Origin of the sequence: Phreatobacter oligotrophus (assembly GCF_003046185.1) — a bacterium.
Lineage (GTDB): Bacteria > Pseudomonadota > Alphaproteobacteria > Rhizobiales > Phreatobacteraceae > Phreatobacter > Phreatobacter oligotrophus.
The window spans coordinates 508,555-534,376 of the sequence record NZ_PZZL01000002.1 but is presented as its reverse complement, the minus strand read 5'-3'; the positions used below and the strand labels follow the sequence as shown (position 1 = coordinate 534,376).

Below are 25,822 nucleotides of genomic sequence, written 5' to 3'. Positions count from 1 at the left end.
CGGCTCAGGCGAGGCGCAGGAACAGAAGCTGCGTCTCGCCGGCCTCGCGCCGCTCGATGAGGTCGAAACCCTCCGGCGGCATCACATCCACGTCGGCGGCTTCCTCGACGACGATGAGCGCATGGGGCGCGAACCATCCGCCCGCCAGCGCGCTCGCCAGCGCCTTCTCGGCGAGGCCCTTCCGGTAGGGCGGATCGCAGAAGGCGAGCGTGAAGGGATCGAAGGGCGCGACGGACCCGAGTTTCGTCGCGTCGCGCTTGAGCAGGCCGGTCACGCCCGACAGCCCCATCGCATCGATATTGCCGCGGATCAGGCCGCGCGCCTCGGCGCTCTGGTCGACGAAGGCGGCATAAATCGCCCCGCGCGACAGCGCCTCGAGGCCGAGGGCGCCCGTTCCGGCGAAAAGGTCGATCACCCGTGCGCCGTCGCAGGGGTCGTCATAGCCATGCGCGAGCACGTTGAAGAGGCTCTCGCGCAGGCGATCCGAGGTCGGGCGGATGCCGTCCGACCTCGGTCCCAGCAGGCTGCGCCCGCGATGTTTGCCGCCGACGATCCGCAAGGCTTAGCGGTCCCGCTTGCCCCCGCCCGGACGGCCGCCGGGCTTGCCGCCGAAGCTCTTGCCGCCCGAGGGCTTGCCCCCGAACGACTTGCCGCCGCGGCCACCGCCGAAGGACTTGCCTCCGTCGCGATCGCCGAAGGAGCGCTCGCCGCGGCCACCACCGAAGGACTTGCCGCCGCCGAAGCTCTTGGCCCCACCGAAGGAGCGCTCGCCGCGCTCGCCCCGGTCGCCGCCGAAGCTCTTGCCGCCGCCGAAGGAGCGCTCGCCGCGCTCGCCCCGGTCGCTGCCGAAGCTCTTGGCCCCACCGAAGCTCTTGCCACGCGGCCTGTCGCCGTCGGGACGCTCGCCACGCGGCTTGAAGTCCCGGCCACCGCCGCGATCCTCCCGCTCGGCCCAGGGCTTCACGTCGCCGCGGGGGGCGGCGTCACGATCGCGGAACGGCCGGTCGCCGCGGGGTTTGAAGTCGCGGCGCGGAGCCTCCCCGTCGCGATCCCGGAACGGCCGGTCACCGCGCGGCTTGAAATCGCGGCCACCGCCACGCTCGTCGCCGTCACGGTTGCCGAAGGGGCGGTCGCCGCGGGGCTTGAAGTCGCGGCGCGGGGCATCGCCGTCGCGGTTGCCGAACGAACGCTCGCCGCGCGGCTTGAAGTCGCCGCGGGGCGCATCGCCATCGCGATCCCGGAAGGGCCGGTCGCCGCGGGGCTTGAAGTCGCCGCGCGGCTTGAAGTCGCCGCGCGGTGCATCGCCGTCGCGGTTGCCGAACGAACGCTCGCCTCTTGGCTTGAAGTCGCGGCGCGGTGCGTCGCCGTCACGGTCGCGGAACGGCCGCTCACCGCGGGGCTTGAAATCGCCGCGCGGAGCCTCGTCGCGGCTGCGGAACGGACGATCCTCGGCCTCACGGGCCTGGCGGCTCGCGAAACGCTCCTGCCGCTCGGCGGCCGGGCCGTCGCCGCCCATCTTCTCGACGCGCACGCGCCGCCCGCGGGAATCGGTCACCGGCGCGCCACGCTTGAAGTCGCGCTCGCCGCCCTCCTCGCCGCCGCGGGCGCCCTTGTAGGCCGGCCGCGCCTTGTTGCGCGGGCCGAAATCGGTCGCCTCGCCGTCGCGCCAGACGCGCGGACGGTTGCCGAAGCGGTGCTCCGGCGTCTTGCCGCCGCGGTCGCCCTCGTCGCGGTCACGCCCGAAGCGGCTGGGGCCGCGATCATCGCGGTCGCGGCCGAAGCGGCTGCCGCCACGGTCATCGCGATCCCGGCCGAAGCGGCCACCGCGATCCTCGTCACGCCCGAAGCGCGGACCGCGCTCCTCGCGGTCGCCGAACCGGCCACCACGGCTCTCGCCGCGGCCCTCGGGACGACCCTTGCGGCCGCGCTCCTCGCGCTCGCCGATTTTCTCGAAGACCGGGCGGTCGAACTCGACGCCGGCAAGCTCGGACAATTCCTCGCCGAGCTGGTCGCGCAGCACGCGGGTGCGCACTTCCTCGACCTCGCCCTCGGGCAGTTCGCCGAGCTGGAAGGGGCCGAAGGAGACGCGGATCAGGCGGTTCACGTCGAGGCCGATGGCGCCGAGGACATTCTTGACCTCGCGGTTCTTGCCTTCGCGCAGCGACAGGGTCAGCCAGGTGTTGGCGCCCTGCACGCGGTCGAGCTCGGCCTCGATCGGGCCATAGGCGATGCCGTCAACCTCGATGCCGTTGCGCAACTCGTTCAGGGTCGCCTGGTCGACGCTGCCGTGGGCGCGCACGCGGTAGCGGCGCAGCCAGCCGGTGGCCGGCAGGGCGAGGACGCGGGCAAGGCCGCCGTCATTGGTGAGGAGCAGGAGGCCCTCGGTGTTGATGTCGAGCCGGCCGACCGTGACCACGCGCGGCAGGTCCTCCGGCAGGTTCTCGAAGATGGTCGGGCGGCCCTCCGGGTCGCTGTTGGTGGTCACCAGGCCCGAGGGCTTGTGGTAGAGCCAGAGGCGGGTGCGCTCGCGCTCGGGCAGGCGCTCGCCGTCCACGAGAATGCGGTCGCTCTCGGTGACATTGATCGCCGGCGAAGTGAGTACCGTGCCGTTGACGCTGACGCGGCCGGCCTCGATCCACTCCTCGGCCTCGCGGCGCGAGCAGAGCCCGGCGCGGGCGAGAACACGGGCGATGCGCTCCTCGCCGCGATTGACCGGCTCGAAGGACCGGTCGCGCTCGCGCGGCACGCTGTTGCGGTCGCGGGTGGCGCGGCCCTCATAGCCGCGGCGCGGACGCTCGTCCTCGTCACGGGCGCGCTCGGCCTTCGGCTTCTTCTCGATGCCGGCCTCGCGGGCCAGCGCCTTCACCACCGGATCCTCGTCGATATCCTCGAATTCCGGGATATCGTCCGGCACGTCGATGGGTTCATAGGTCGAGGTCGACCGCGCCTTGCCCTTGCGGGCAGGCTTGGCGGCCCCCTCGGCAGGAGCCTCGGCGGCAGTTTCGACGGCGATGGGCGCGGCAGCGGCAGGCTCGGCAGCCTTGCGGGGCTTGCCCTTGCGCGCCGGCACGGCGGCTTCCACCACAACCGGTTCAGCGACGACAGCTTCGGCAGCGACCGGCTCGGCGTCCTTCACCTTGCCGCGCTTCGCAGCGGCGGGGGCGGCGGTCTTCGCGGAGGCCTTGGTCTTGGCGGCGGGCTTGGCGGCAACCGGCTCGGCTTCGACGGCCTTCGCCGGAGCCTTGGCCTTCGCCGGGGCCTTGGCCTCAACGGGCGCGGCCTTCACGGCGGTCGCCTTCTTCGGCGAAGGGGTCTTCGTCTCGGCCTTCTTGGCCTCGGTCTTCTTGGGTTCGGCCTGGGCCTTCGCGGCTTTCGCCGGGGCCTTCTCGGCGGTCTTGGAAACTGGGGTGGAGCTCTTGGGAGCGGTCTTGGCCGGGCTCTTGGTCACGGCGTCGGAATCGGTTTCCGACGTCCGGCTGGTGGCCGGGCGGGCATCGTCGCGCTTGCGGGGCATGGTGGTCTCGTGGGATCGAAGTGTCGCGGCGCCGTCCGGCGTGCGCGGCCGGGCTCCCCGGCAGGAATGCGGCGATCTAGCACGAACGGACGGGAATGGCGAGAGTGGGCGATTCGGGGGCGGAAAGGCCGATGGATATCGCCATGGCCGAGGCCCGCGCCGCCGCGGCGCGGGGCGAGGTGCCGGTCGGCGCCGTGATCGTCCGCGACGGTGTCGTCATCGCCCGCGCCGGCAACCGCACCCTCGCCGATCGAGACCCGACGGCCCATGCCGAGATCCTGGCAATCCGCACCGCCTGCACGGCGCTCGGCTCGGAGCGCCTGCCCGGCTGCGACATCTACGTGACGCTCGAGCCCTGCCCGATGTGCGCCGGCGCCATCGCCTTCGCCCGCATCCGCCGGCTCTATTTCGGCGCGGCCGACCCCAAGGGCGGCGCGGTGGAGAACGGCGTGCGCCTCTACGGCGATCCCACCTGCCACCATCGGCCGGAGGTCTATGGCGGCCTGCAGGAGAGCGCCTCGGCCGAGTTGTTGCGCGACTTCTTCCGCGAGCGTCGCTGATGGTTTTCTGTGCCGGCCATCAAGCATTGGCCGCGACAGATGCAATTGCCCGGAGTGAGATCGTAGAATTTGTTGTCGCCAGGCAACAAGTCGCGACGATGGATCCGTTCCTGCGGAGCTGCCACATTTCAGAAACATCGGCGAACCATGGCATCTGGTACTGGGGTGCGCTCCGACGCGCACCCATGTGCCGGAGATCATGATGAAGACTTTCGCCACCGTTGCCGTTGCGACGATCCTGCTGTCCTCGGCGGCCTCCGCTGCCGATCTCGGGGCACCGCGGACGTCCGTTGCCGCCGCCATTGCCGCTCCGAGCTTCAGCTGGACGGGCTTCATGGTGGCTTCAGCGCCGGGCTCGGCCTCGCCAACACCAATCTTCGTGCCCTGAGCGGCGGCGCGCTGCCGGGCTCGGCCACCGCTCCGGTCTTCGGTCTGCAACTCGGCTACAACCATCAGATCAATTCATTGGTGCTGGGCGTGGAAGCCGATGCCTTCCTGTTCCGTGCATCCCGCTTCTTCGACCAGGGGCCGACCCGCACGCGCTGGCAGACCTCATGGGATGCATCGATCCGCGCCCGCCTGGGCTATGCGGTCGATCGCACGCTCCTCTATGTCACGGGCGGCGTGTCCTTCGCCGACATGCGCATCTTCGCCGCCAACAATGGCGTTATCCCGGTGGGTGGCGACGAACGTCAGACCCGCGTCGGCTGGACGGTCGGTGCCGGCGCAGAGCACGCCTTCACGCCGAACTGGACGGGCCGGATCGCCTATCAGTACGCGAACTATGGATCGCGGACGCTGTTCGGCGTTCCCGGCGTCCGCCTCGACACCCACAAGGTCACGGTTGGCGTGAACTACCTGTTCTCGACCGGCCCCTCGGCGGTCGTCGCCCGCTACTGACCGGACTTGACTGACCTTGCGCAAGGGCCGCCATCCGGCGGCCCTTCTGCGTTTGGCCTGTGGCCAACAGACCCGAAGGGTGGAGAGGCGGTCAGTCCGGCCGGCCGCCGCGGCGGGTGTCACGCGCGATCATCCGCGTCAGCAGGATCACCGGCACGATGCCGATCGCCACGATGACCAGCGCCCCGGTCGAGGCCTGGGCGAGGCGCTCGTCAGCGGCAAGGTTGTAGACGCGGATGGCGAGCGTATCGAAATTGAACGGCCGCACGATGATCGTCGCGGGCAGCTCCTTCAGCACGTCGACGAAGACCAGCAGCGCCGCGGTCAGCAGCGAGCGGCGCAGCATCGGCGCATGGATCGCCACCGCCACCTTGCCAGCATTGGCGCCGAGCGTGCGCGCCGCTGCATCCAGCGAGCCGGGGATCTTGTGCAGGCCGGATTCGACCGGTCCGGTCGCAACGGCGAGGAACCGCACGAGATAGGCGTAGAGCAGGGCCACGGCCGTGCCGGAAAGGAGCAGGCCCGTGCCCTGGCCGAAGGTCGCGCGCGTCCAGGCATCGAGGCCGTGATCCGCGGCGCCCAGCGCCGCCAGGATACCGACCGCGATCACCGTGCCGGGCACCGCATAGCCGATGCTGGCGACGCGCAGGGCAGCGGTGGTCGCGGCCCCCGGCGCGAGGCGCCCGGCATAGGCGACGAGGGTTGCCGCCGTCACCACGATCAGCGCCGCCGCACCGGCGAGCAGGAAGGAGTTGCGGGCGAAGGTGAGGAACCGCTCGCTGAAGAACGGGTCGCCGCCGTCGCCATGCAGGCGGATGAGGGCGATCACCGGCAGAACGAAGCCGAGCAGCACCGGCAGCGCGCAGGCGACGGCAGCAGCCGCCGCTTTCGGCGCGGAGAGCTGCAGCGGCGCGAGCATGCGGTGCCGCCGGCCGCCGCCGCCGAACCGCCGGCCGCGGCGGGCGAGGAACTCCATCACCACCAGCACCAGGACGAAGGCGAGGAGGCCGGTCGCGAGCTGGCTGGCCGCGACCCGGTCGCCGAGCCCGAACCAGGTCCGGTAGATGGTCGTGGTGAAGGTGGTGACGCCGAAATATTGCACCGTGCCGAAATCGGCGAGCGCTTCCATCAGCGCCAGCGCCACGCCGGCGGCAATGGCCGGCCGCGCCATGGGCAGGCCGACCCGCAGGCAGGCGGCCCAGGGGTTGGCGCCGAGCGTCCGGGCCGCCTCGAGCACGCAGGTCGACTGGTCGAGGAAAGCCGCGCGGGCGAGGATGTAGACGTAAGGGTAGAGCACGAGGGTCAGCATCAGGCTCACCCCCGGCAGGTTATGGATGTCCGGGAACCAGTAGTCCGCCCGGCCCCAGCCGAAGAGGGCGCGAAGCCCGCTCTGCACCGGCCCGGCGAAGGCCAGCGCGTCCGTATAGGCATAGCCGATGATATAGGCCGGCATGGCCAGCGGCAGCAGCAGCATCCATTCGAGCTGTCGCGATCCGGGAAAGCGGCAGAGCGTCACCAGCCAGGCCGTGCCGACGCCGATGATCGCCGTCCCGGCGCCGACCATGACCATCAGCCCAAGCGTGTTGAGGATGATCTCCCCCAGCACCGTCTGGACGAGATGGCTCAGCGCGCCATCGCCCCTCTGCAGCACGCTCGCGGCGACCGCGAGGATCGGCACGCTCACCAGCACCGCCACCGCCGTCGCGCCGGCCAGCAACGCACGACGCCCGGCCGAATGGGCCGGGCGCATGCGGGCGGTGATGGGTGCGGGCAGAAAGGCGTCGGTCAATCCGTCACTTCCAGCCGGCGCGGTCCATGATCTTCAGCGCCTCGGCATTGTTGCGGGCGAAGACACGGGCATTGAGCGGATCCACCTTGAACGTCCCCCAGGCCGCGACATGCGGCGGCGGCTCAACCCCGGCCACGACCGGATACTCGTTGTTGCCGAAGGCGAAATAGCGCTGTGCCGAGGGCGTGGCCAGATATTCGAGGAAGGCTTTTGCCGCATCGATGTTCTTGGCGTGGCGGGCGATGCCGGCGGCCGAGATGTTCACGTGGGTGCCGCGGTCGGCCTGGTTCGGGAAGACGACGCGCAGCTTCGCGGCGACCTCGCGATCCTCGGGCTTCGAGGAGACGACGAGACGGGCGAAATAATAGGTGTTGCTGACGGCGATGTCGCCCTCGCCGGCGGCTGCGGCGCGGATCTGGTCGCTGTCGCCGCCGCGCGGGGGACGGGCGAGGTTGGCAACGACGCCGCGGGCCCAGGCCTCGGTCTTCTCCGGGCCATGGGCGGCCAGGACCGAGCCGGTGAGCGACTGGTTGTAGACGTTGGTCGACGAGCGGATGAGCACCTTGCCCTTCCACTTGGGGTCGGCGAGATCCTCGTAGGAGCCGATGGCCCCCTCGGCCACCTTGTCCCTGGCGACGAGGAACACGCGGGCGCGGGTCGAGAAGCCGAACCAGTTGCCGTCGGGATCGCGCAGGTTGGCGGGAATGCGGCTCGCCAGAGCCTCGGAGGCGAAGGGCTGGAGGAGGCCGAGGCTCTGCGCCTTCTCGATGCGGCCGGCATCGACGGTGATCAGAACGTCGGCGGGCGAGTTCGCGCCCTCGCTCTGCATGCGGGCGAGCAACGGGTCCTCGCCGGCCTCGACGCGGTTGATGGTGATGCCGGTCTGCTTGGTGAAATCGGAATAGAGCGCTTCGTCGGTGTCGTAGTGACGCGACGAATAGAGGTTCAGCGTCCGCGTCTGGGCGCGCAGCAGCGCGGGCGAGGCGACGAGAAGGGCGGCGCCGCCGAGCAGCGTGCGGCGGGTGGGGGCGAAGGTCATGGACGTCTCCCGGAAGGGGCTGTCGGCGGCCGCGGCGACGGTTTTCCGCAAGCCGGACGCGATGGGGCGCAATCTACAGCGGGCCGATGCGTGGGCAAGACGCCTCAGAAACATTGGAACGAATCCAAACTCCTGTTTGGAATCGGTCCAAAGGAACGATATTGTTGGTCTCTTCGATCAACTTATAGGTGGTGGCTTGCCTTGGCGGCGCGGCGCCCGGCCAGCCGGCGCCGCAGATCAGCCATGCGGCAGATTCTCGCAGGGGCCGCTCAGAGGGGATGACGCGCGGCGAAAGCGCCGCTGCAGGCGATGAAATGTTCGGTGCGGAACTGGCGGTCGGCGCGACCATAGACCAGCGGCGCGCCGTCCGGCTGCGTCATGGTTCCGCCGGCCGCCGCCAGAACCGCATGGGCGGCGGCGATGTCCCATTCGCTGATGGAGGCGAACCGCACGCTGACATCCGCCTCGCCCTCGGCGATCAGCGTATACTTGAGTGATGAGCCCACCGCCCGGCGGGATGTGATGCCGCGGGCTGCATAGTAGCCCTCGCTGGCCGCGTCCGGATGGGAGCGGCTCACCAGGGCGACCGGGCCGGTCTCGGGCAGCGCGCGGGTATGGATGGCGCGGCGGTCGCGGGCCGCACCGACGCTCGCGCCGGAGCCGAGCGCCATGGCCTCGGCGCCGAGCGGCGAGCCGATCCACAGCCGGTCGAGCGCCGGGGCCTGGACCACGCCGACGACCGGGTGCCCCGCGACGATAATGCCGATGTTCACGGTGAACTCGCCGTTCTGCGACAGGAACTCGCGGGTGCCGTCCATCGGGTCCACGGCGACGAAGACCTCCGTCGAGGCAGGCCAGCGGCCGGCCGCCGCTGATTCCTCGGCCAGCACCGGCACGCCCGGCAGGAGCTGTGCGAGCCCTGCGAGGATCTCCTCCTCGGCGTCATGGTCGGCCGCGGTGACCGGCGAGCCGTCGCCCTTCACCATGGCCTCGCAGCCGTAATGGCCCATGATCCGCGCGCCGGCCCGGCTCGCGAGCGAGGCGAGCGCATCCAGGAGGGCGGGGTCGGCGAAGTCGCGTCTCATCGGTTTCCACTAGGCCATTGGCCCCGCGGACGGAAGCGTCCCGGCGCCGGGCAGACCATGAACGAAGTCTTAACCCCGTTTCTTGGGGAGACGTTCACCCGGAGAGGCGATGATGAACGCCTCGTTAGGGACTTCCCGCGAATTTTCGGAAATTGCCGATGAGTGTTGCGTTCGGCACACAGAGCCCCGGCCGCCGGGCGCTGAAGTGGTTTGGCCTCGCCGCGATCGTGCTGTCGATCGCCGCCTGCGGCCGCTACGCCTATGAGCGCCGCGAGCAGTGGCGCTCCGACCTCGAGAGCCGCTGCATGGCCTCCGGCGCCGTGCAGATGAGCCGCTACGTCCAGCGCACCAATGCCATCAACGGCCCGGGCACCTGCGGCATGGACTATCCGCTGCGCGTCGCCGCCCAGGCCCGCGGCCAGGTCTCCTATGATCGGCCCCAGACCCTCGCCTGCCAGATGATCCCGACCGTCGATCGCTGGATCGACAATGTGGTGCAGCCGGCCGCCCAGCGCTGGTTCGGCGCTGCCGTGGTCGAGGTGAAGGCCGGCTCCTATTCCTGCCGCGGCATCCGCGGCGGCCGGTCGGGCCGCATGTCCGAGCATTCGTTCGGCAACGCCCTCGACGTCTTCGCCTTCGTGCTGAACAGCGGCCACACCGTGGTGGTCCGCCAGCATTGGCGCGGCGAGACGGCCGAATCCGGCTTCCTGCGCGAGATCTTCGTGCGCGCCTGCGATCATTTCACCACTGTGCTCGGCCCCGGCTCCGACGCCTTCCACTACGACCATTTCCACCTCGACCTCGCGCGCCACGACCCGCGCTGGACGCGCCGCGTCTGCCGCCCGCGGCCGGAGACGGTGCAGATGCTGCAGCCAAGCTCGCCCACCGGCGGCTTCGGCTGGGGCTTCGGCCGCCAGGGCAGCTTCGTGCGCTGACGGCGCGGCGCCGCGCGCCTTCCGCCCGGGGGTGCGATCCCCTACATTCGGGCCTCGCACTGCGGCCGCGGAGCCCGTCCGTTGCAAAACACGCTGCTCGCCCTCGCCATCGCCCTCATCGCCGCCATCGTGGCGGCGCTGGTCGGGCCGTTTCTCGTCGACTGGAACGCCCATCGCCCGCGCATCGAAGCCGAGGCGACGCGCCTCTTCGGCACGCCGGTGCGGATCGGCGGTGACCTGACGGTCCGGCTGCTGCCGACGATCAGCATCGATGCCCGCGACGTCGCCATCGGCGAGGGACAGGGCGGCGCCCGCATCGGCCGCCTGCGCGGCGACCTGCGCATCGCGCCGCTGCTGCGCGGCCAGGCCTCGCTGAACAGCCTCCACATCCGCGACGCCGACGTGACCCTGCGCGGCGGCATGGCGCCGAGCCGCCTCTTCGCCGTCGATGCGCTGACCATCGAGAATGCCCGCCTCTCCGTCGCCGAGGGCGAGGGACCGGCGCGTCTCGTTGCCGAGCGCCTGATGCTGACCGGCGAGTCGCGCGGCCAGGGCGGTCCGCTGCGCCTTGAGGGCACGGCGGTGGCGGGGGAGACGGTGCATCCGGTCTCGGCGCTGCTCAGCCTCACCGATGCCGGGCGGCTCGCCGCCCGACTCCGCGTCGCCGCCGGTCCTGGCGGTGGCTTCGGCTTCGAGGTCGAGGGCCTCGCCAGCACCGAGGGGCGGCCGCGCCTCGACGGCGAGGTGGTCCTGTCCGGCGGGGCAGGGCGGCTGCCCTGGCGTCTGGCCGGTCCCGTCGCCGTCACGCCCCAGGCGCTCATCATCCAGCGCGCCGAGGGCCAGCTCGGCTCCGGCGACAGGCTGGTGCGGGCGACCGGCTCCTTCCGCCTCGGTTTCGGTCCTGGCGAAGGCGTCGAGGCCGTGGCCAGCATCCTCCAGGCCGACCTCGACCGGCTGATCGAGGGACCGCAGCGCCTGCCGCGCGACACGCTGGCGGCGCTCCTCGCCGAAGCGCCTGCGCTTGCCGCGCCTGCGGTTCCGGTCACGCTCAGCCTCGAAGTCGCCGGGCTCACCATTGGCGCCGGCGCCATCGGCGACCTGCGCGGCGATATCCGCGCCGACGATAGCGGGTGGCGGATCGAGCGGCTGGCGGCACGCCTGCCCGGTGACGCCGCTGCCGACATCGCCGGCCGCCTGACGCTCGCCGGTGACGTCGCCTTCTCCGGCACGCTGGCACTGCAGGCGGCGCGTCCTGCCGCCCTCATGGCCTGGCTCGACGGGCAGCAGGCCCCCGCCGGAACGCTCGACGATCCGATCCGCCTCGCCACCCGCGTCACCGCCGATCCCGGCCGCCTCGTCCTCGACGCCATCGACGCCGAGACCGCGGCGGGGCGCACGACAGGGCGCATCGCGCTCGACGTGCCCGCCCTTGGCCGCCACGCCCTCCTCGCCGAACTCTCGGCGGAGGCGCTCGACCTCGACCTCCTCGTCCGCATCGCCCGCGGCGCTGGCGCCCGCCTCGATCCCGCTACCGACACGCGGCTGCGGGTGAGGGCGGCGCGCGCCAGCCTTGCTGGGCTTGTCGCCCGCGACCTCGACCTGGCCGTCGCCACCGACGGGCGCACCTTCGAGGCCGAGCGTCTGTCCATCGGCGACCTCGCCGGTTTCGGCATGGATCTGACCGGCCGGCTCGACGGCCTCGGCGGGCCGCTCCTCGGGCGCCTGTCGGGCCGCGCCCGCGCCGAGACCGTCGACGGGCTGGTGGCCCTGCTGTCGCGCCACGCCGCGACCCGCGAACTCGCCGGATGGATCCGCGACCGTGCGCCTTCGCTCGCGGGCGCCGATCTCGGCCTCACCTTCGCCGCCTCCGGCCGCTCGGCCCTCGGCCTGCGCATCGAAGGCCGGGTCGGCGAGGCAACGGTGCAGCTCGACGCTGCCGGTTCGGGCGATCCCTTCGCTCCCCGCGACCTCACCGGGCGGGTGAGGCTCGATCTCGACGCCCCGCGCGCCGACCGCATCGTCGCGCTGGTGGCCGGCACGCCTGTCGCCGCCGCCGGATCCGGCGCCGCAAAGCTCACGGCCGAATGGATCCGCGCCGACGCCGAGACCCACCGCCTCTCCGGGACGCTGACCAGCGGTCCGACGACGATCACAGCGGATTTCGGTCGCGGCCGGGGCGGGGAGGGCAGCCTGAGCGCCACGCTGCGCTCCACCGACATCGCCCCGCTCATGCCGCTTCTGGGCGTCCCCGCCGAACTGTCGGGGCGCCTCGCCGCGCGCCTCGACATCGCGGCGCGGGCGGCAGCCGGTGTCTGGCGCACCGACCGAGCCGAAGGTGAGATCGGCGGCACCCGCCTAGCCGGTCGGCTGTCGCTGGCCGGGCATCGTCTGTCGGGCGACCTCGCCCTCGGCACGCTTCCCGCCGAGGCGGCGCTCGCGCTCCTCTCCGGTCCGGCCTGGCTGATCGATGCCGGAGCGGGGGAATTCGCCGCCGCGGCCTTCGGCGGTACGGTCTTCGACCGCCTCGACACGGACGTCGTGGTGACGGCCGACCGGCTCCTCCTCGGCAGCTATCCCGATCTCGTTGGCCTGAAGGCGAGCCTCGTCCGCGACGGCGGCCGCACCCGGCTCGCCGGCCTCACCGCGGCCATGGGCCCGGCGACCGTGGCGGCGGATGTCACCCTCGACCGTTCGGATCTGAGGACGCTGGCCTCGGCGCGCGTCGGTCTCGATCGTGTCCCGGCGGCCCTGCTCTGGCCCGGCGCGGAGGGCACCGCCTCTGTCGCCACCGACGTGACCGCGGACGGCGCGACACCGGCGGCCCTCCTCGCGGGACTGCGGGGGTCGGGACGCCTCGCCTTCGCCCTGACCGGCCTGTCCGGCGCCGATCCCGCCGCGCTGGCCCGCGTGACCCGCCAGGCCGAGATCGCCCAGGACCTCGGCCGGCCGATGACCGACATGGCCTTCGGTGCGGCGCTCGCCCAGGCCCTCGATGGCCGCGTTGCGGTGCCGGCGACGCCGCCTGCAGCGATCAACATGAGCGGGCTCATCCTGCGGGCGGCATCCGTCACCGCGGCCCCCGCGGGCGGCACCGTCACCTGGAGCGGGTCCGTCGATCTCCGGGAAGGCACGCTCGCGGCCCAGGTGAAGATCGCGCCAGACCCGCTGCGCGACGCCGAGACCATGCCGGTCCTCGCCATCCGCCATGACGGCGCCCTCGGCGGCCCCGATCGGGTGATCGAAACCGACGATGTCTCGGGCTGGCTTGGGCTGCGGCTCGTCGACCGGGCCGCCCTGCGCATCCGCATGACCGAGAGCGACCGTCTGGAGCGCAATCGCCAGCGCGCCTTCTCCCGCTTCACCGCGCTGCCGCCGCCGCAGGTGGAGATCCCGATGCCGCCCATGCCCGAGCCGCTGGCGCCGGAGATGTTCCTGCCACCGCGTGTGACGGTCCCGGCGGAGCCGTCGCCGGAGGCTACGCCGGTGCCCGCGCCGCGGCCCAATGCGCCGCGCGCCGCGCCGACGGACCTGCCCTCGGTGGTGCGCCGGGCTCTCGACGGGCGGCCGGTGGAGACACCCGCGCCCCCGGCCGCGCCCTTGTCGATCCTGCCGCCGCTGCCGCCGGCGGTGGAGGTCGGTCCGGCGCCGGGAATGCGGCGCTGAAGGCCTTTCGCCGGCGCGCCACCTCGCCTATATTCGAAGAGCCGGGGCAACCCGGCTATGGCGATAAACGGCTATCGTAATAAACCTATCGGACCCGGGGGCAGTACCCGGCGCCTCCACCAGCAGGGCTCCTGCGGGTGCCCTGCTGATGGGGGCGAAACAGGATCGACGAGGGTGTAAAGGGTGGACTTTCGCTCGGCATGGTTCCGCCGTTATCGGGCCGTCTCAATAGTTGCCAACGACAACTATGCTCCGGTGGCCGTTGCCGCGTAATGCGGTGATGGTACCGATCCAAAGCCCTTGCGGGTAGCACTGTAAGGCGGGGTTCGGAGGCACCTGGCAACAGAAGCCTCCACTCCTCTCCGCAGCAGGGCCGCGGAAGGTCCGTCCCCGCGTGTGTCCCAAGGCCCCGATCCGTCTCGCCAGCAAGCAGCTCATGCCCACCGATCTCATCCGCTACGACCTTCTGGCCCAGGACGCGTTGCGCGGCGTGGTCAAGCGCGTGCTCACGGACGCGGCCCGCGACGGCTTGCCCGGCGACCACCATTTCTATGTGACCTTCGACACCCGCGCGCCAGGCGTCCGCCTCTCCAACCGCATGCGCGAGAAATATCCGCTCGAAATGACCGTGGTCCTCCAGCACCAGTACTGGGACCTTGCCGTCACCGAGCATTCCTTCGAGGTGGGCCTGTCCTTCGGTGGCATCCCCGAGCGCCTGCTCGTGCCCTTCGAGGCGGTGAAGGGCTTCTTCGATCCCTCCGTCCAGTTCGGCCTGCAGTTCGAAGTCGCCGGCCCCGAGGGCGAGCAGGGCGAAATCGGCGTGCGCGAGGTGGCCCCTCAGACCGCCGCAGAGCCGGCGGCCGAGCCGCGCCCCGCACCGCGCAAGCGGGATGCGGAGGCCAAGCCCGCAGCCAAGGCCGAGGCTGAGTCCGACAAGGCTCCCGACACCGCGGCGGCAACCGGTGGCGCCGAAGTGGTCAGCCTGGACAAGTTCCGCAAGAAGTGATGGTCGGCTATGCCGCGGTGTTATGACGCGCCGCGTCAGACGCCCAAACCCAAGAAAACTGCCGTTTTGCGGCCGAATTTGCGCGCTCTGATGCCTTGACGTCAGGGCGCGGCGGTAATCCGGGAAGGTTTCCACAAAATTTATGCGAGGCTAATTTTTTGAGCAGGGGGTGGTATGAATCCGCCCGCTTTTTTTCGTCATGATCGACGGAACCGGAACCTCTTTCCTGCGTTTGAGTTGCTGCGATGGGTGACGTCATCAATTTGAAGCGCGCTCGCAAACGAAAAGCCCGCGACGCGGAGGCGCAGACCGCCGACGCCAATCGCTTGCGCTTTGGACGCCCGGGTGCCGAACGGAAACTCGAGGAGGCGCGCGCCGACCTCGAGGCCAGGAAGCTCGACGGCCACAAGCGGTCGGAGTGAATGAATGAAGAGCCACGTCGTCAAACGCTCCATCGTGGTCGAGGGCCACAAGACGAGTGTCAGCCTCGAAGACGAATTCTGGAACGCACTCAAGGAGATCGCGGCGGAGCGCCGTGAGACCCTGTCGGAACTGGTCGGCCAGATCGATGGCGGCCGGACCCACGGCAACCTGTCATCCTCCATTCGTCTTTTCGTGCTGCAGCATTTTCGCACGAAAAGCACCCAGGACGCCTGAGGCCGTGGTTCTACGGACGACCTTAGGCTAATTTTTCCCCATTTCCCGGTCTTGCGGCCGCTTGTTTTCCGACGGTTGACATGATGTCATCCGCGCGCAAAACGACCGGCCTCGCGCTTGGTTCAAAAGAGTGCTCCGCAGTGGGGGAACGATGCAGGACGACAAAGTAGGAACGGCCGACGAGACGCGTGGCTTCGTCAAAAGCCCGCAGGATATGTTCGCTGGCCTGTTCATCATCGCGTTCGGCCTGTTCTGCCTGTGGGCGTCGTCGAACCTGACCGGTGGGCGTGGCGCCAACCTTGGCCCTGGCTCCTTCCCGCGCGGCCTGTCCTTCCTTCTGATGGGCGTTGGCGCCATCATCGTGGTCCAGGCGCTGACCGTCGTCGGCCCCCGCCTCGAGGCCTGGTCGATCCGCGGCCCGATCTTCGTGCTCGGCGCGGTGCTCATCTTCGCTGCCACCATCCGCGGCACCACGCTGAACATTCCCGGCATTGGCCGCACCGAGCTGCTGCCGCCGCTCGGCCTTCTGGTCGCCGGTCCGCTGACCCTGGTCGTCGCCAGCCTCGCATCCAACGAGCGCAACTGGGTCCAGACCCTGATCTTCGCGGCGGCCATGACGGCCTTCTGCATCCTGTTGTTCAAGGTGGCGCTCCGGCTGCCTATCCCCGTCGCCCCCTGGGCCGGTTGGTGAGGCGTAACCGATGGACATGATCTCCAATCTGGCGCTCGGCTTCGGCGTTGCGCTCACCATCAAGAACCTGGGCCTCTGCTTCCTTGGCTGCATGATCGGCACGCTCATCGGCGTGCTGCCGGGCGTCGGCCCGATCGCCACCATCGCGATGCTGCTGCCGATCACCTTCGGCCTCGATCCGGTCGGCGCGCTCATCATGCTCGCCGGCATCTATTACGGTGCCCAGTACGGCGGCTCGACCACGGCCATCCTGGTCAACATCCCCGGTGAGGCGACCTCCGTCGTCACCGTGCTCGATGGCCACCAGATGGCCCGAAACGGCCGCGCCGGCGCCGCCCTCGGCATTTCCGCCATCGGCTCGTTCTTCGCCGGCACGGTTGCGACCCTCGTCATCGCCGCCCTCGCCGCGCCGCTGACCCGCGTCGCGCTGCTCTTCGGCCCGGCCGAATATTTCTCGCTGATGGTGATGGGCCTCATCTTCGCCGTCGTGCTCGCCCGCGGCTCGGTGGTGAAGGCCATCGCCATGGTGCTCTGCGGCCTCATGCTCTCCACCGTCGGCCAGGACCTCGAGACCGGCGCCGACCGCATGACCTTCTCCTGGCCTGAGCTGTCGGACGGCATCGACTTCGCCACCATCGCCATGGGCATGTTCGGCTTCGCCGAGATTCTCCGGAACCTCGAGAATCCCGAGACCCGCGACGTGCTGAAGAACCGCATCGGTTCGCTGCTGCCGAACTGGGCGGAGCTCAAGCAGTCCATCGCCCCGGTGCTGCGCGGCACCGGCATCGGCGCGGCGCTGGGAATCCTGCCCGGCAATGGCGCCGTCCTCGGCCCCTTCGCCAGCTACACGATGGAGAAGAAGCTCGCCAAGGATCCGTCCCGCTTCGGCAAGGGCGCGATCGAGGGCGTTGCCGGTCCTGAGAGCGCCAACAATGCCGGCGCGCAGACCTCCTTCATTCCGCTGCTCACCCTCGGCATTCCGCCCAACGCCGTGATGGCGCTGATGGTCGGCGCCATGACCATCCACGGCATCGTGCCCGGCCCGCAGGTCATGGAAAAGCGGCCGGATCTCTTCTGGGGCATGATCGCCTCGATGTGGATCGGCAACCTCATGCTGCTCGTCATCAACCTGCCGATGATCGGCATCTGGGTGAAGCTGCTCAAGGTGCCCTACCGCATGCTGTTCCCCTCGATCCTGATGTTCTGCTGCATCGGCATCTACTCGGTGAACAACAACCCCTTCGACGTGATGATCACCGCCTTCTTCGGCCTGGTCGGCTACGCCTTCATCAAGATGGGCTTCGAGGTCGCGCCGCTGCTGCTCGGCTTCGTGCTCGGCAAGCTGATGGAGGAGTACCTGCGCCGCTCCATCCTCATGTCGCGCGGCGACTGGTCGGTCTTCGTCGACGTGGTGAACCGGCCGATCTCGGCGGCGCTCATCGCCATCGCCGTGGTGCTGATCATCATCTCCTTCCTGCCCTCGATCACCAAGAAGCGCGAAACCGTCTTCGTCGAGTGATCCGGCCGGCAGGTCTGGCTTCAAGCCGGCGGCGTTCCGTGAGGAGCGCCGCCGGTTTCTTTTTCGGCGCTGTAACGGCGGCAGGCTCCGCCGCGTAGGGGAGGGCAGGGAGCCTGACCGGGCTCCAACCCGGAGGTCTCCGATGCCCGACCGCGCCATCCCGCTTGCCACCCGCCGCGCGCTCCTGCTCGCTGCGCCCATCCTCGGCCTCGGCCTCTCGCCGCGCCGAGCTCTGGCCGCGCCCGAGATCTACACCGCGACGCTGTCGAGCCTTGCCGCCGACGGCCACGACGTCGTCGCCTTCCACACCGATGGGAAGCCCACCCTCGGTTCGGCCCGCTTCACCCATGCCTGGAAGGACGCCACCTGGCGCTTCGCCTCCGCCTCCGCCCGCGACGCCTTCGCCGCCGCCCCCGACCGCTACGCGCCGTCCTATGGTGGCCATTGCTCCTGGGCAGCCTCGCAGGGCTACCGCGCCTCGGGCGATCCTCGCCACTGGCGCATCGTCGACGGCCGCCTCTTCTTCAACTACGACGCCCGCGTCCACCGCACCTGGCTGACGGACATCCCCGGCTTCATCGCCGCCGCCGACCGCAACTGGCCAAAGCTCCTCTGACGCCTGTGGGGAAGCCCTGCCGCCTGCTGCCAGAGCCTTGCGAAGCGCGGTATAAGACCCCTTCGCGGATTCGCGTCCCGGAGGCCCCCGATGCGCCAGTATCACGACCTGATGGAGCATGTGCTGCGCCACGGCGTCCGCAAGGATGACCGCACCGGCACCGGCACGATCTCGGTCTTCGGCCACCAGATGCGCTTCGACCTGTCGGAAGGCTTTCCGATGGTCACCACCAAGAAACTGCACCTGAAGTCGATCATCCACGAGCTGCTGTGGTTCCTGAAGGGCGACACGAACATCGCCTATCTCAAGGCCAATGGCGTCAGCATCTGGGACGAATGGGCCGATGCCGAGGGCAATCTCGGGCCGGTCTACGGCAAGCAGTGGCGGTCCTGGGCAGCGCCTGACGGGCGGACCATCGACCAGATCGCGGGTCTCGTCGCCATGCTGCGCAAGAACCCGGATTCGCGCCGCCTCATCGTCTCAGCCTGGAACCCGGCGGATGTCGAGGCCATGGCGCTGCCGCCGTGCCACTGCCTCTTCCAGTTCTACGTCGCGGACGGCAAGCTCTCCTGCCAGCTCTACCAGCGCTCCGCCGACATCTTCCTCGGCGTGCCCTTCAACATCGCCTCCTATGCCCTGCTGACCCTGATGCTGGCGCAGGTCACGGGCCTGAAGCCCGGCGACTTCGTCCACACGCTGGGCGACGCGCATCTCTACGCGAACCATATCGAGCAGGCCGAGCTGCAGCTGACCCGTCCCCTGCGCCCGCTCCCGACCATGCAGCTGAACCCGGCGGTGACCGATCTCTTCGGCTTCACCTTCGAGGACTTCACGCTGGTGGGCTACGACCCGCATCCTGCCATCAAGGCGCCGGTCGCGGTGTGAGCACCGGCCTCGCCTCGCTGCAACAGAGGCTCGAGCGGATCAGCCGGCAGTACGAGCAGGCCTTTGGCATTCCGCCCGGAGACGACTGGATCGTCTTCAAGCTGCAGGAGGAACTGGGCGAGCTGACCCAGGCCTATCTGGCTGCCACCGGCCGGTCGCGGCACAGGCTGGACAGCACTGAAGCGCGAGCGGCGCTCTCTGCGGAGATCGCGGATGTGCTCGGCTTTGTCCTCGCGCTTGCAGAACGGCTCGAGATCGATGCCGAAGCGGTCTTGGCAGCCAAATGGCTGAAGCACGAACGCGACTAGAGCCACTCCACGAATGTTGGTTGCGTCGCGGCATCAACTGATCCCAAAAATGCCATCATCGTGTCGTGGTGATTATAGCGGAAAATGATAGTATTAGGCATATATATTTATGAGCGAAATCGAAAAAATTTCCCATCTCATACTTATGGGTCTGTACATTTTGGTGCAATATGCCGCCGTTCGTATCGATAGACAGAAAATGGCGTCTATCGGAAGATTGTTTTTTTGCTTCTTGTAAATTTTATGATAACTCATTTCGGCGTTGTGAGTGTTTCATTTTTTTTACAGATTGAGAGACCTGTATCGGCGATTGATTTGCTGGGAATCGCTCTTTTTAGTTGGTTTTTTTGGTTGACATACCCGCTTGAATTGATGGCGATATTGTATGCAGCGATTACCCGTCGTGTCGAAGGGGCAATGTTTTTTGGAATAAACTGCACTCTCCTGGCAGCGTTCGGGTTCTACGCGATGAAAGACAGGTGGAGTTGACCATCATGTCGGTCATCAAGGGCGCCGGTCGCAGTGTGATCAGCGGGTTCATCGCCCCCGGTCGGCCTTTGCGGCCTCGCTGATGGCGACGACGGCGGGGTGGCTGAGCTTACGCTCCACGGAAATCGCGAAATACTCGACTGTGATGCCCTCGACCTCGCCCAGGAGGCTCGACGAAAACTGCCCCGCCATCTCGTCCGCAAGGACGGCGGGGGCCGGGAAGATCCCCATCCCCGCCTGACCGAAGGCTTTCATCAGCGCGGAGTCCTCGAACTCGCCGACGATGCGCGGCTCGATGCCCTGTTCGCTGAACCAGCGGGTGAGGCCCATCTGCATGGTCGAGCCCTCGCCCGCGATCAGCATGGGCGCGCCCGAGAGGGACTGGGGAAAGCCCTCGCGGTAGCGGTCGGCGAGGTCCGCCGCCGCGAAGAAGGCGATGCGCGTCCGCCCGAGCGAATGACTGTGCCCCTTCACGCCGAGCGCCGGCGGCAGCGGCCGGTCGGCGATGACGAGGTCGAGCCGGTGCACGGCGATCTCGGCGAAGAGCCGCTCCAGCTTGTCCTCGCGGCAGACCATGCGGACACGGCCCGCCGTCAGCCCAGGCGCGAGGAGCCGATAGGCGATGGATTTCGGCACGACATCCGCCACACCGACGCGGAACAGGATGTCCTTGCCGTCGGCCTGGTTGCGCAGGTTCGCCTCCAGCTCCCGGCCGATCTGGAAGATCTCGTCGGCATAAGACAGCGTCAGCTCGCCCGCCGGGGTGAGCTCCAGCCCGCGGCCGACGCGCTTGAACAGCTGCGCCCCCAGCTGGTCCTCCAGCGTACTGATCTGGGCGCTGATCGTCTGGGGCGCGAGGTGCAACTGCGTCGCCGCCCGGGCGATGCTCCCGGCCTTCGCCACCCGCCAGAAATAGTGAAGCTGCTTGTAATTGATCACGGTGGACCTGCGGATCGTCAGAATTTTCCGATGAAAATCGCTTGAACAATCTGCTTTTTTCGATGTGCGTTCAAGGTCATTGTCCGCGCCATCGCCCGGTCCCCCGCCGGGCCCTCACATGACGGGCTCACCATGGACCTGATCCTCTCCTTCCTGACCGCCGATTTCATCGGCAAGCCGGCCTGGCTCTGGCTCGGCTTCCTCGCCATTGTCGGCGCGCTTCTCGTCTTCGACCTCGGCGTCCTCCACAAGGAGGACAAGGAGCTCGGGGTGCGCGAGAGCCTCGTGCTCTCGGCCTTCTACATCGCCATCGCGGTTGCCTTCGGCGCCTGGGTCTGGTGGTCGATGGGCTCCCAGTCCGGCATCGAATATTTCACCGGCTACGCGCTTGAGAAGGCGCTGTCGATCGACAACGTCTTCGTCATCTCCATCATCTTCGGCTATTTCGCCATCCCCGCGAAGTACCAGTACCGCGCCCTGCTCTGGGGCATCCTCGCGGTGCTCGTGCTGCGCGGCATCATGATCGGCCTCGGCGCTGCCCTGGTGCAGCAGTACGAGTGGGTGCTCTACATCTTCGGCGCCTTCCTGATCATCACCGGCATCAAGATGCTGATGGTCGGCGAGAGCGAGCAGGACGTGTCGCAGAACCCGGTCGTCAAGTTCCTGTCGAAGCGCATGCGCATCACCCAGGAACTGCACGGCGCGGACTTCTTCGTCACCAAGCCGGACCCGGCGACGGGCAAGATGGTGCGCTTCGCCACGCCCCTGTTCCTCGCCCTCGTGGTGATCAACCTCGCCGACCTCGTCTTCGCGGTCGACTCGGTGCCGGCGATCTTCGCCATCACCACGGACACCTACATCGTGTTCACCGCCAACATCATGGCCATCCTCGGCCTGCGCGCCCTCTACTTCGCGCTCGCCGCCATGGTGCACCGCTTCGAGTACCTGAAGTATGCCCTGGCCATCGTGCTGGTCTTCATCGGCGCCAAGATCTTCTGGAACCAGATGGTCGGCAAGCTCGACCCGGCCATCTCCCTGGGCGTCACCCTCGCCCTGATCGGTGGCGGCGTGCTCTTCTCGCTGTGGAAGACCCGCGGCCAGGCCGCCGGCAGCCACGGCCACAGCCACGGCTGAGGTCTCCCGCATCACCTGAAGACAAGGGGCGTCGCCACAAGCGGCGCCCCTTTCGCGTTCCGCCCCGGCGCGAACCATGCTAGCCAGCGCCCATGAGCCAGGTCACGTCGGCCAAGACCCCCATCGTCCTCGTCGCGGCCGTCGCCGCGAACGGCGCGATCGGCCGCGACAACCGCCTTCTCTGGCGGCTGAAGTCCGACATGGCGCATTTCCGCGCCACCACGGCTGGCAAGCCGCTCGTCATGGGCCGCAAGACCTTCGAGAGCTTCGGCGGCAAGCCGCTGCCGAGGCGCCTCAACATCGTCGCCTCGCGACAGCCTGGACTGACCCTGCCGGGCGCCGTGGTAACCGGGTCGCTCGAAGAGGCCCTCGCCATCGCCCGTGCCGAGGCGCTGCGCAGCGGCGCGGACGGGATCGCTGTGCTCGGCGGCGCCGACATCTACGCTCAGTCCATGGCCCTCGCTGACCGGCTGGTCATCACCCATGTCGAGGCCTCGCCGGAGGCCGATGCCTTCTTTCCCGCCATCGATCCGGCCGTTTGGATGGGGACCGAGCTCTTCCGCACGGCGGCCGGTCCCGGCGACGACCACGCCTTTCGCGTGGTCGATTATCGCCGCACCAGCGGCTGAACGCCGCATCGCTTTTGGCCGCCACGATCCCCAACGTCGCGGCGCAACACGGGCCGAGCTCCACCGTCATTCACCACGGCCATTGGTCGCAGGGCCGGAAAAGCCGGCTTTGCGTTGAAAGCGGCGGGTCGCTCTTCTATATCCGGTCGGAACTTCGGCGCCTTCCGGTGCCGGGGCGTCAGGCTCCGTGCCTTCCAACGAGGACATTTCATGCCCTGGAACAATCAAGGCAGCGGCGGCCCCTGGGGCGGCGGCGGCGGTAACGGCGGTGGCGGCCCACGCGGACCCTGGGGTCAGGGTCCCCAGGGCGGCGGCAGCGGAGGCGGTGGCGGTCAGCCGCCGGATCTCGAGGAACTGATCCGCCGCAGCCAGGAGCGGCTGAAGAATGTCCTGCCCGGCGGCGGCGGCAATGTCGGCGCCAAGGGCATCGCCTTCATCGCCGTGCTCGGCGCGCTGATCTACGGCCTCACCGGCTTCTACACCGTGAGCCAGAACGAGGTCGGCGTGAACACCGTCTTCGGCCGTCACATCGGCAATGCGGCGCCCGGCCTCAACTGGAACCCGCCGGCGCCCTTCGGCCTGGTCATCAAGGTTCCCGTCACCGACGTGCGCCGCACCGAGGTGGGCTACCGCTCCGGCGGCGGCCCGCGCGGCGGCAATCGCGAGGTGCTGGAAGAGAGCCTGATGCTCACCGGCGACGAGAACATCGTCGACATCGACCTCGAGGTGCAGTGGGACGTGAACGCGGCGCAGGTCGCCAACTTCGTCTTCCAGCTGCAGAACCCCGAGGGCACCGTCAAGGCGGTGGCCGAGAGCGCCCTGCGCGAGGCTGTCGGCCGTCGCAACATCCAGAACATCCTCACCACCGACCAGGCAGCGATTGCCGGCGAGATCCGCCAGATCATGCAGCGGATCATGGATGACTACCGCTCGGGCGTGAACATCCGCGTGGTGCAGCTGGTCTCGGCCCTGCCGCCGGCCCAGGTGCGCAACTCCTTCCTCGACGTGAACGCGGCCCAGCAGGACCAGAACCGCGTCCAGAACGAGGCGCGCACCTATGCCAACCAGGTGGTTCCCGAGGCGCGCGGCCGCGCCTCCCAGATCCTCCAGGAGGCCGAGGCCTATCGCGACCGCGTCGTCGCCGAGGCCAACGGTCAGGCGAGCCGCTTCACCCAGGTTCTCGAACAGTACAAGCTCGCCCCGAACGTGACGCGCGAGCGCATGTTCCTTGAGACCATGGAGCGCATCTTCGGCGGCACCGACAAGGTCATCATCGACCAGTCCGGCGGCAACGGCGTCCAGCCCTTCCTGCCGCTCGATCAGCTCCTGCGCCGACAGGCCCCCGAAGCCGCGAGGCCCCAGCGATGAACTCTTCCCTGAAACTCGGCTTCGGCATCGTCGCCGCGCTGGCGCTCTTCGCGCTCGCCAACTCCTTCTTCATCGTCCAGATGACCCAGCACGCCATCGTGCTGCGCTTCGGACAGGTCGTCCGCCAGCCGATCAGCGAGCCGGGCCTCTACTTCAAGGTGCCCTTCATCGAGAACGTGGTGACGGTCGACAAGCGCATCCTCGACCTCGATCTGCCGGTCCAGACGGTCCTCTCCACCGACCGTCAGAACCTCGACGTCGACGCCTTCGCCCGCTACCGCATCACCCAGCCGCTGCGCTTCTTCCAGACGGTGCGCACGGTGCCGAACGCCAACACGCGTCTCGCCAGCTTCGTCAATTCGTCGATGCGCAACATCATCGCCGGCGCGACCATGTCGCAGCTCATCCGCACCGAGCGCGACCGGCTGATGAACCGCATCCAGGAAGAGGTGAACCGCGAGGCCGGCACGCTCGGCGTCGAGATCGTCGACCTGCGCCTCACCCGGGTCGACCTGCCCCAGGTGAACCAGGAGGCGGTGTTCAACCGCATGCAGACCGAGCGTCGCCAGGAGGCCGCGGACCTGCGCGCCACCGGTAACCAGGCGGCCGTGACGATCCGCGCCCGCGCGGACCGCGAGGTCGTCGGCATCCTCGCCGAGGCCAACCGGCGGGCTGAAGAGGTGCGCGGTGGCGGCGACGCCGAGCGCAACAAGATCTTCGCCGAGGCCTACAACCGCGATCCGGACTTCTTCTCGTTCTATCGCAGCATGCAGGCCTACGAGCAGAGCATCAAACAGGGTGACACCCGCCTCGTCCTGTCGCCGAATTCGGAGTTCTTCCGCTACTTCGGTGACGCCACCGGCCATCGGGCGCGCCCCCAACCGGCGCCCGAAGCGCCGCGCAACTGATCGCAAGACTGCGGCCAGGCCGTCGTGACCCCGTCACGGCGGCCTCGTCGCATGGGCGGGCGCCATGAAAGACTTCTTCGTCGCTGTCGGTCTCGTCCTCGTGATCGAGGGACTGATCCTCGCGGCCTTTCCCTCGCGTATACGGGATGCCCTCGAAACCATGCGGGTGACGCCCGACCAGCAACTGCGGCTGGTGGGGCTCATCGCCGCGGTCATCGGCCTCGGCGTCGTCTGGTGGGTCAGGGGCTGAGCCCGGCGGGGAGCCGGGTCGACGAAAGAGATGATTGACAAGGCGGGCCGGAGGTTCGATGGGAGGACCGACCTTGCTCGCCCAGCTCGACAAGTAGACAGATTCCCATGGCCCAGTTCACGCTTCCGAAGAACTCCAAGATCACCGAGGGCAAGACCTGGCCGAAACCGGCCGGCTCCAACCGGCTGAGCGAGTTCCGCATCTACCGCTGGAACCCGGATGACGGCGCCAACCCGCGCATCGACACCTACTATGTCGATCGCGACGATTGCGGCCCGATGGTCCTCGACGGCCTCATCTGGATCAAGAACAAGGTCGATCCGACCCTGACCTTCCGCCGCTCCTGCCGCGAGGGCATCTGCGGCTCCTGCGCCATGAACATCGACGGCACAAACACGCTCGCCTGCACCAAGGGCATGGACGAGGTGAAGGGCGGCCAGGTGAAGATCTATCCGCTGCCGCACATGCCGGTGGTCAAGGACCTCGTCCCCGACCTCACCCGCTTCTATGCGCAGCACGCCTCGATCGAGCCCTGGCTGAAGACCACCACGGCCCAGCCGGAGAAGGAGTGGCGCCAGTCGAAGGAGGACCGCGAGAAGCTCGACGGCCTCTACGAGTGCATCCTCTGCGCCTGCTGCTCGACCTCCTGCCCCAGCTACTGGTGGAACGGCGACCGCTATCTCGGCCCCGCCATCCTGCTCCAAGCCTATCGCTGGCTGATCGACAGCCGCGACGAGGCCACCGGCGAGCGCCTCGACAATCTCGAGGATCCGTTCCGCCTCTATCGCTGCCACACCATCATGAACTGCTCGAAGGCCTGCCCGAAGGGTCTGAACCCTGCCAAGGCCATCGCCGAGATCAAGAAGATGATGGTGGCGCGCCAGGTCTGAGGCCTGCCACATCTCCCGAGATCCACACCGAGGCGGCCCCCCGTGGCC

The 25,822-nt window shown here is 68.9% G+C and carries 25 protein-coding genes and 1 other RNA gene; 20 read left to right on the top strand and 6 right to left on the bottom strand.

Features of this window, described 5'->3' with window-relative positions:
- Positions 1–4 precede the first annotated feature (4 nt).
- Together rsmD and C8P69_RS06520 are read right to left on the bottom strand one after the other, a co-directional pair.
- Positions 5–559 carry a 16S rRNA (guanine(966)-N(2))-methyltransferase RsmD gene (rsmD, locus tag C8P69_RS06525; protein WP_108175063.1) on the bottom strand — a complete coding sequence of 185 codons (555 nt, stop codon included), beginning with the start codon at positions 557–559 and terminating at the stop codon, positions 5–7.
- A 3-nt stretch (positions 560–562) separates the two neighbouring features.
- Positions 563–3,514 carry a pseudouridine synthase gene (locus C8P69_RS06520; protein ID WP_108175061.1) on the bottom strand — a complete coding sequence of 984 codons (2,952 nt, stop codon included), beginning with the start codon at positions 3,512–3,514 and terminating at the stop codon, positions 563–565.
- Positions 3,515–3,645: 131 nt separating this feature from the next.
- Here C8P69_RS06520 and C8P69_RS06515 point away from each other — a divergent pair, with 131 nt between their 5' ends.
- The 3 genes from C8P69_RS06515 (at position 3,646) to C8P69_RS06510 (ending at position 4,974) form a co-directional block, all read left to right on the top strand.
- Positions 3,646–4,074, top strand: a complete 429-nt coding sequence (locus C8P69_RS06515; RefSeq protein ID WP_108175059.1) for a nucleoside deaminase — start codon at positions 3,646–3,648, stop codon at positions 4,072–4,074.
- 202 nt (positions 4,075–4,276) lie between these two features.
- On the top strand, positions 4,277–4,462 hold the full coding sequence (locus C8P69_RS24165) for a hypothetical protein (protein WP_245901915.1): 186 nt from the start codon (positions 4,277–4,279) through the stop codon (positions 4,460–4,462).
- On the top strand, positions 4,396–4,974 hold the full coding sequence (locus C8P69_RS06510) for an outer membrane protein (protein WP_245901909.1): 579 nt from the start codon (positions 4,396–4,398) through the stop codon (positions 4,972–4,974). Before C8P69_RS24165 ends, C8P69_RS06510 begins: the two co-directional genes overlap by 67 nt.
- Before the next feature lie 91 nt (positions 4,975–5,065).
- Here the strand turns inward: C8P69_RS06510 and C8P69_RS06505 are convergent, their stop codons facing one another.
- The 3 genes from C8P69_RS06505 to C8P69_RS06495 all read right to left on the bottom strand — a co-directional run bounded on the left by C8P69_RS06505 (position 5,066) and on the right by C8P69_RS06495 (position 8,887).
- Positions 5,066–6,763, bottom strand: a complete 1,698-nt coding sequence (locus C8P69_RS06505; RefSeq protein ID WP_245901891.1) for an ABC transporter permease — start codon at positions 6,761–6,763, stop codon at positions 5,066–5,068.
- A 4-nt stretch (positions 6,764–6,767) separates the two neighbouring features.
- A complete protein-coding gene (locus C8P69_RS06500; protein WP_108175055.1) occupies positions 6,768–7,802 on the bottom strand; it encodes a Fe(3+) ABC transporter substrate-binding protein in 1,035 nt (344 codons plus the stop codon).
- A gap of 269 nt (positions 7,803–8,071) precedes the next feature.
- The gene (locus C8P69_RS06495) at positions 8,072–8,887 is read right to left on the bottom strand and encodes a 3'(2'),5'-bisphosphate nucleotidase CysQ family protein (RefSeq protein WP_108175053.1); all 816 of its coding nucleotides are present in this window, start codon (positions 8,885–8,887) and stop codon (positions 8,072–8,074) included.
- 158 nt (positions 8,888–9,045) lie between these two features.
- Between C8P69_RS06495 and C8P69_RS06490 the strand changes: the two genes are divergently transcribed.
- The 11 genes from C8P69_RS06490 (at position 9,046) to C8P69_RS06440 (ending at position 19,167) form a co-directional block, all read left to right on the top strand.
- The gene (locus C8P69_RS06490) at positions 9,046–9,822 is read left to right on the top strand and encodes an extensin-like domain-containing protein (RefSeq protein WP_108175051.1); all 777 of its coding nucleotides are present in this window, start codon (positions 9,046–9,048) and stop codon (positions 9,820–9,822) included.
- A gap of 81 nt (positions 9,823–9,903) precedes the next feature.
- The gene (locus C8P69_RS06485; RefSeq protein ID WP_108175049.1) at positions 9,904–13,485 is read left to right on the top strand and encodes an AsmA family protein; all 3,582 of its coding nucleotides are present in this window, start codon (positions 9,904–9,906) and stop codon (positions 13,483–13,485) included.
- Position 13,486: 1 nt separating this feature from the next.
- Positions 13,487–13,842: a transfer-messenger RNA gene (ssrA, locus tag C8P69_RS06480) on the top strand.
- A gap of 79 nt (positions 13,843–13,921) precedes the next feature.
- Positions 13,922–14,491, top strand: a complete 570-nt coding sequence (locus tag C8P69_RS06475) for an SspB family protein (protein ID WP_108175568.1) — start codon at positions 13,922–13,924, stop codon at positions 14,489–14,491.
- A 245-nt stretch (positions 14,492–14,736) separates the two neighbouring features.
- Complete coding sequence (locus C8P69_RS06470; RefSeq protein ID WP_108175047.1) at positions 14,737–14,913, top strand: DUF4169 family protein; 177 nt, start codon at positions 14,737–14,739, stop codon at positions 14,911–14,913.
- A gap of 4 nt (positions 14,914–14,917) precedes the next feature.
- A complete protein-coding gene (locus C8P69_RS06465) occupies positions 14,918–15,148 on the top strand; it encodes a ribbon-helix-helix domain-containing protein (protein ID WP_108175046.1) in 231 nt (76 codons plus the stop codon).
- 151 nt (positions 15,149–15,299) lie between these two features.
- Positions 15,300–15,839 (top strand): tripartite tricarboxylate transporter TctB family protein, encoded by a 540-nt coding sequence (locus tag C8P69_RS06460; RefSeq protein ID WP_108175044.1) that lies wholly within the window; start codon positions 15,300–15,302, stop codon positions 15,837–15,839.
- 10 nt (positions 15,840–15,849) lie between these two features.
- The gene (locus C8P69_RS06455) at positions 15,850–17,358 is read left to right on the top strand and encodes a tripartite tricarboxylate transporter permease (RefSeq protein ID WP_108175043.1); all 1,509 of its coding nucleotides are present in this window, start codon (positions 15,850–15,852) and stop codon (positions 17,356–17,358) included.
- Between the two features lie 142 nt (positions 17,359–17,500).
- A complete protein-coding gene (locus tag C8P69_RS06450) occupies positions 17,501–17,974 on the top strand; it encodes a YHS domain-containing (seleno)protein (RefSeq protein WP_108175042.1) in 474 nt (157 codons plus the stop codon).
- Positions 17,975–18,064: 90 nt separating this feature from the next.
- The gene (locus C8P69_RS06445) at positions 18,065–18,859 is read left to right on the top strand and encodes a thymidylate synthase (RefSeq protein WP_108175040.1); all 795 of its coding nucleotides are present in this window, start codon (positions 18,065–18,067) and stop codon (positions 18,857–18,859) included.
- Entirely contained in the window at positions 18,856–19,167 is a 312-nt protein-coding gene (locus C8P69_RS06440) for a nucleoside triphosphate pyrophosphohydrolase family protein (protein ID WP_108175038.1), read from the top strand. Before C8P69_RS06445 ends, C8P69_RS06440 begins: the two co-directional genes overlap by 4 nt.
- A 537-nt stretch (positions 19,168–19,704) precedes the next feature.
- Here C8P69_RS06440 and nhaR read toward each other — a convergent pair.
- Positions 19,705–20,595: a transcriptional activator NhaR gene (gene nhaR, locus C8P69_RS06435; RefSeq protein WP_108175034.1), complete on the bottom strand. Its 891-nt coding sequence runs from the start codon at positions 20,593–20,595 to the stop codon at positions 19,705–19,707.
- Positions 20,596–20,727: 132 nt separating this feature from the next.
- Between nhaR and C8P69_RS06430 the strand changes: the two genes are divergently transcribed.
- The 6 genes from C8P69_RS06430 to C8P69_RS06405 all read left to right on the top strand — a co-directional run bounded on the left by C8P69_RS06430 (position 20,728) and on the right by C8P69_RS06405 (position 25,774).
- Positions 20,728–21,729 carry a TerC family protein gene (locus tag C8P69_RS06430; protein ID WP_108175032.1) on the top strand — a complete coding sequence of 334 codons (1,002 nt, stop codon included), beginning with the start codon at positions 20,728–20,730 and terminating at the stop codon, positions 21,727–21,729.
- Positions 21,730–21,821: 92 nt separating this feature from the next.
- The gene (locus C8P69_RS06425) at positions 21,822–22,358 is read left to right on the top strand and encodes a dihydrofolate reductase (RefSeq protein ID WP_108175031.1); all 537 of its coding nucleotides are present in this window, start codon (positions 21,822–21,824) and stop codon (positions 22,356–22,358) included.
- A gap of 210 nt (positions 22,359–22,568) precedes the next feature.
- Positions 22,569–23,726, top strand: a complete 1,158-nt coding sequence (hflK, locus tag C8P69_RS06420) for an FtsH protease activity modulator HflK (protein ID WP_108175029.1) — start codon at positions 22,569–22,571, stop codon at positions 23,724–23,726.
- Positions 23,723–24,634 (top strand): protease modulator HflC, encoded by a 912-nt coding sequence (gene hflC / locus C8P69_RS06415; protein WP_108175027.1) that lies wholly within the window; start codon positions 23,723–23,725, stop codon positions 24,632–24,634. Before hflK ends, hflC begins: the two co-directional genes overlap by 4 nt.
- A 64-nt stretch (positions 24,635–24,698) precedes the next feature.
- Positions 24,699–24,884, top strand: a complete 186-nt coding sequence (locus C8P69_RS06410; RefSeq protein WP_108175026.1) for a DUF2065 domain-containing protein — start codon at positions 24,699–24,701, stop codon at positions 24,882–24,884.
- A gap of 107 nt (positions 24,885–24,991) precedes the next feature.
- Positions 24,992–25,774: a succinate dehydrogenase iron-sulfur subunit gene (locus C8P69_RS06405; protein ID WP_108175025.1), complete on the top strand. Its 783-nt coding sequence runs from the start codon at positions 24,992–24,994 to the stop codon at positions 25,772–25,774.
- The last annotated feature ends 48 nt before the right edge of the window (positions 25,775–25,822 follow it).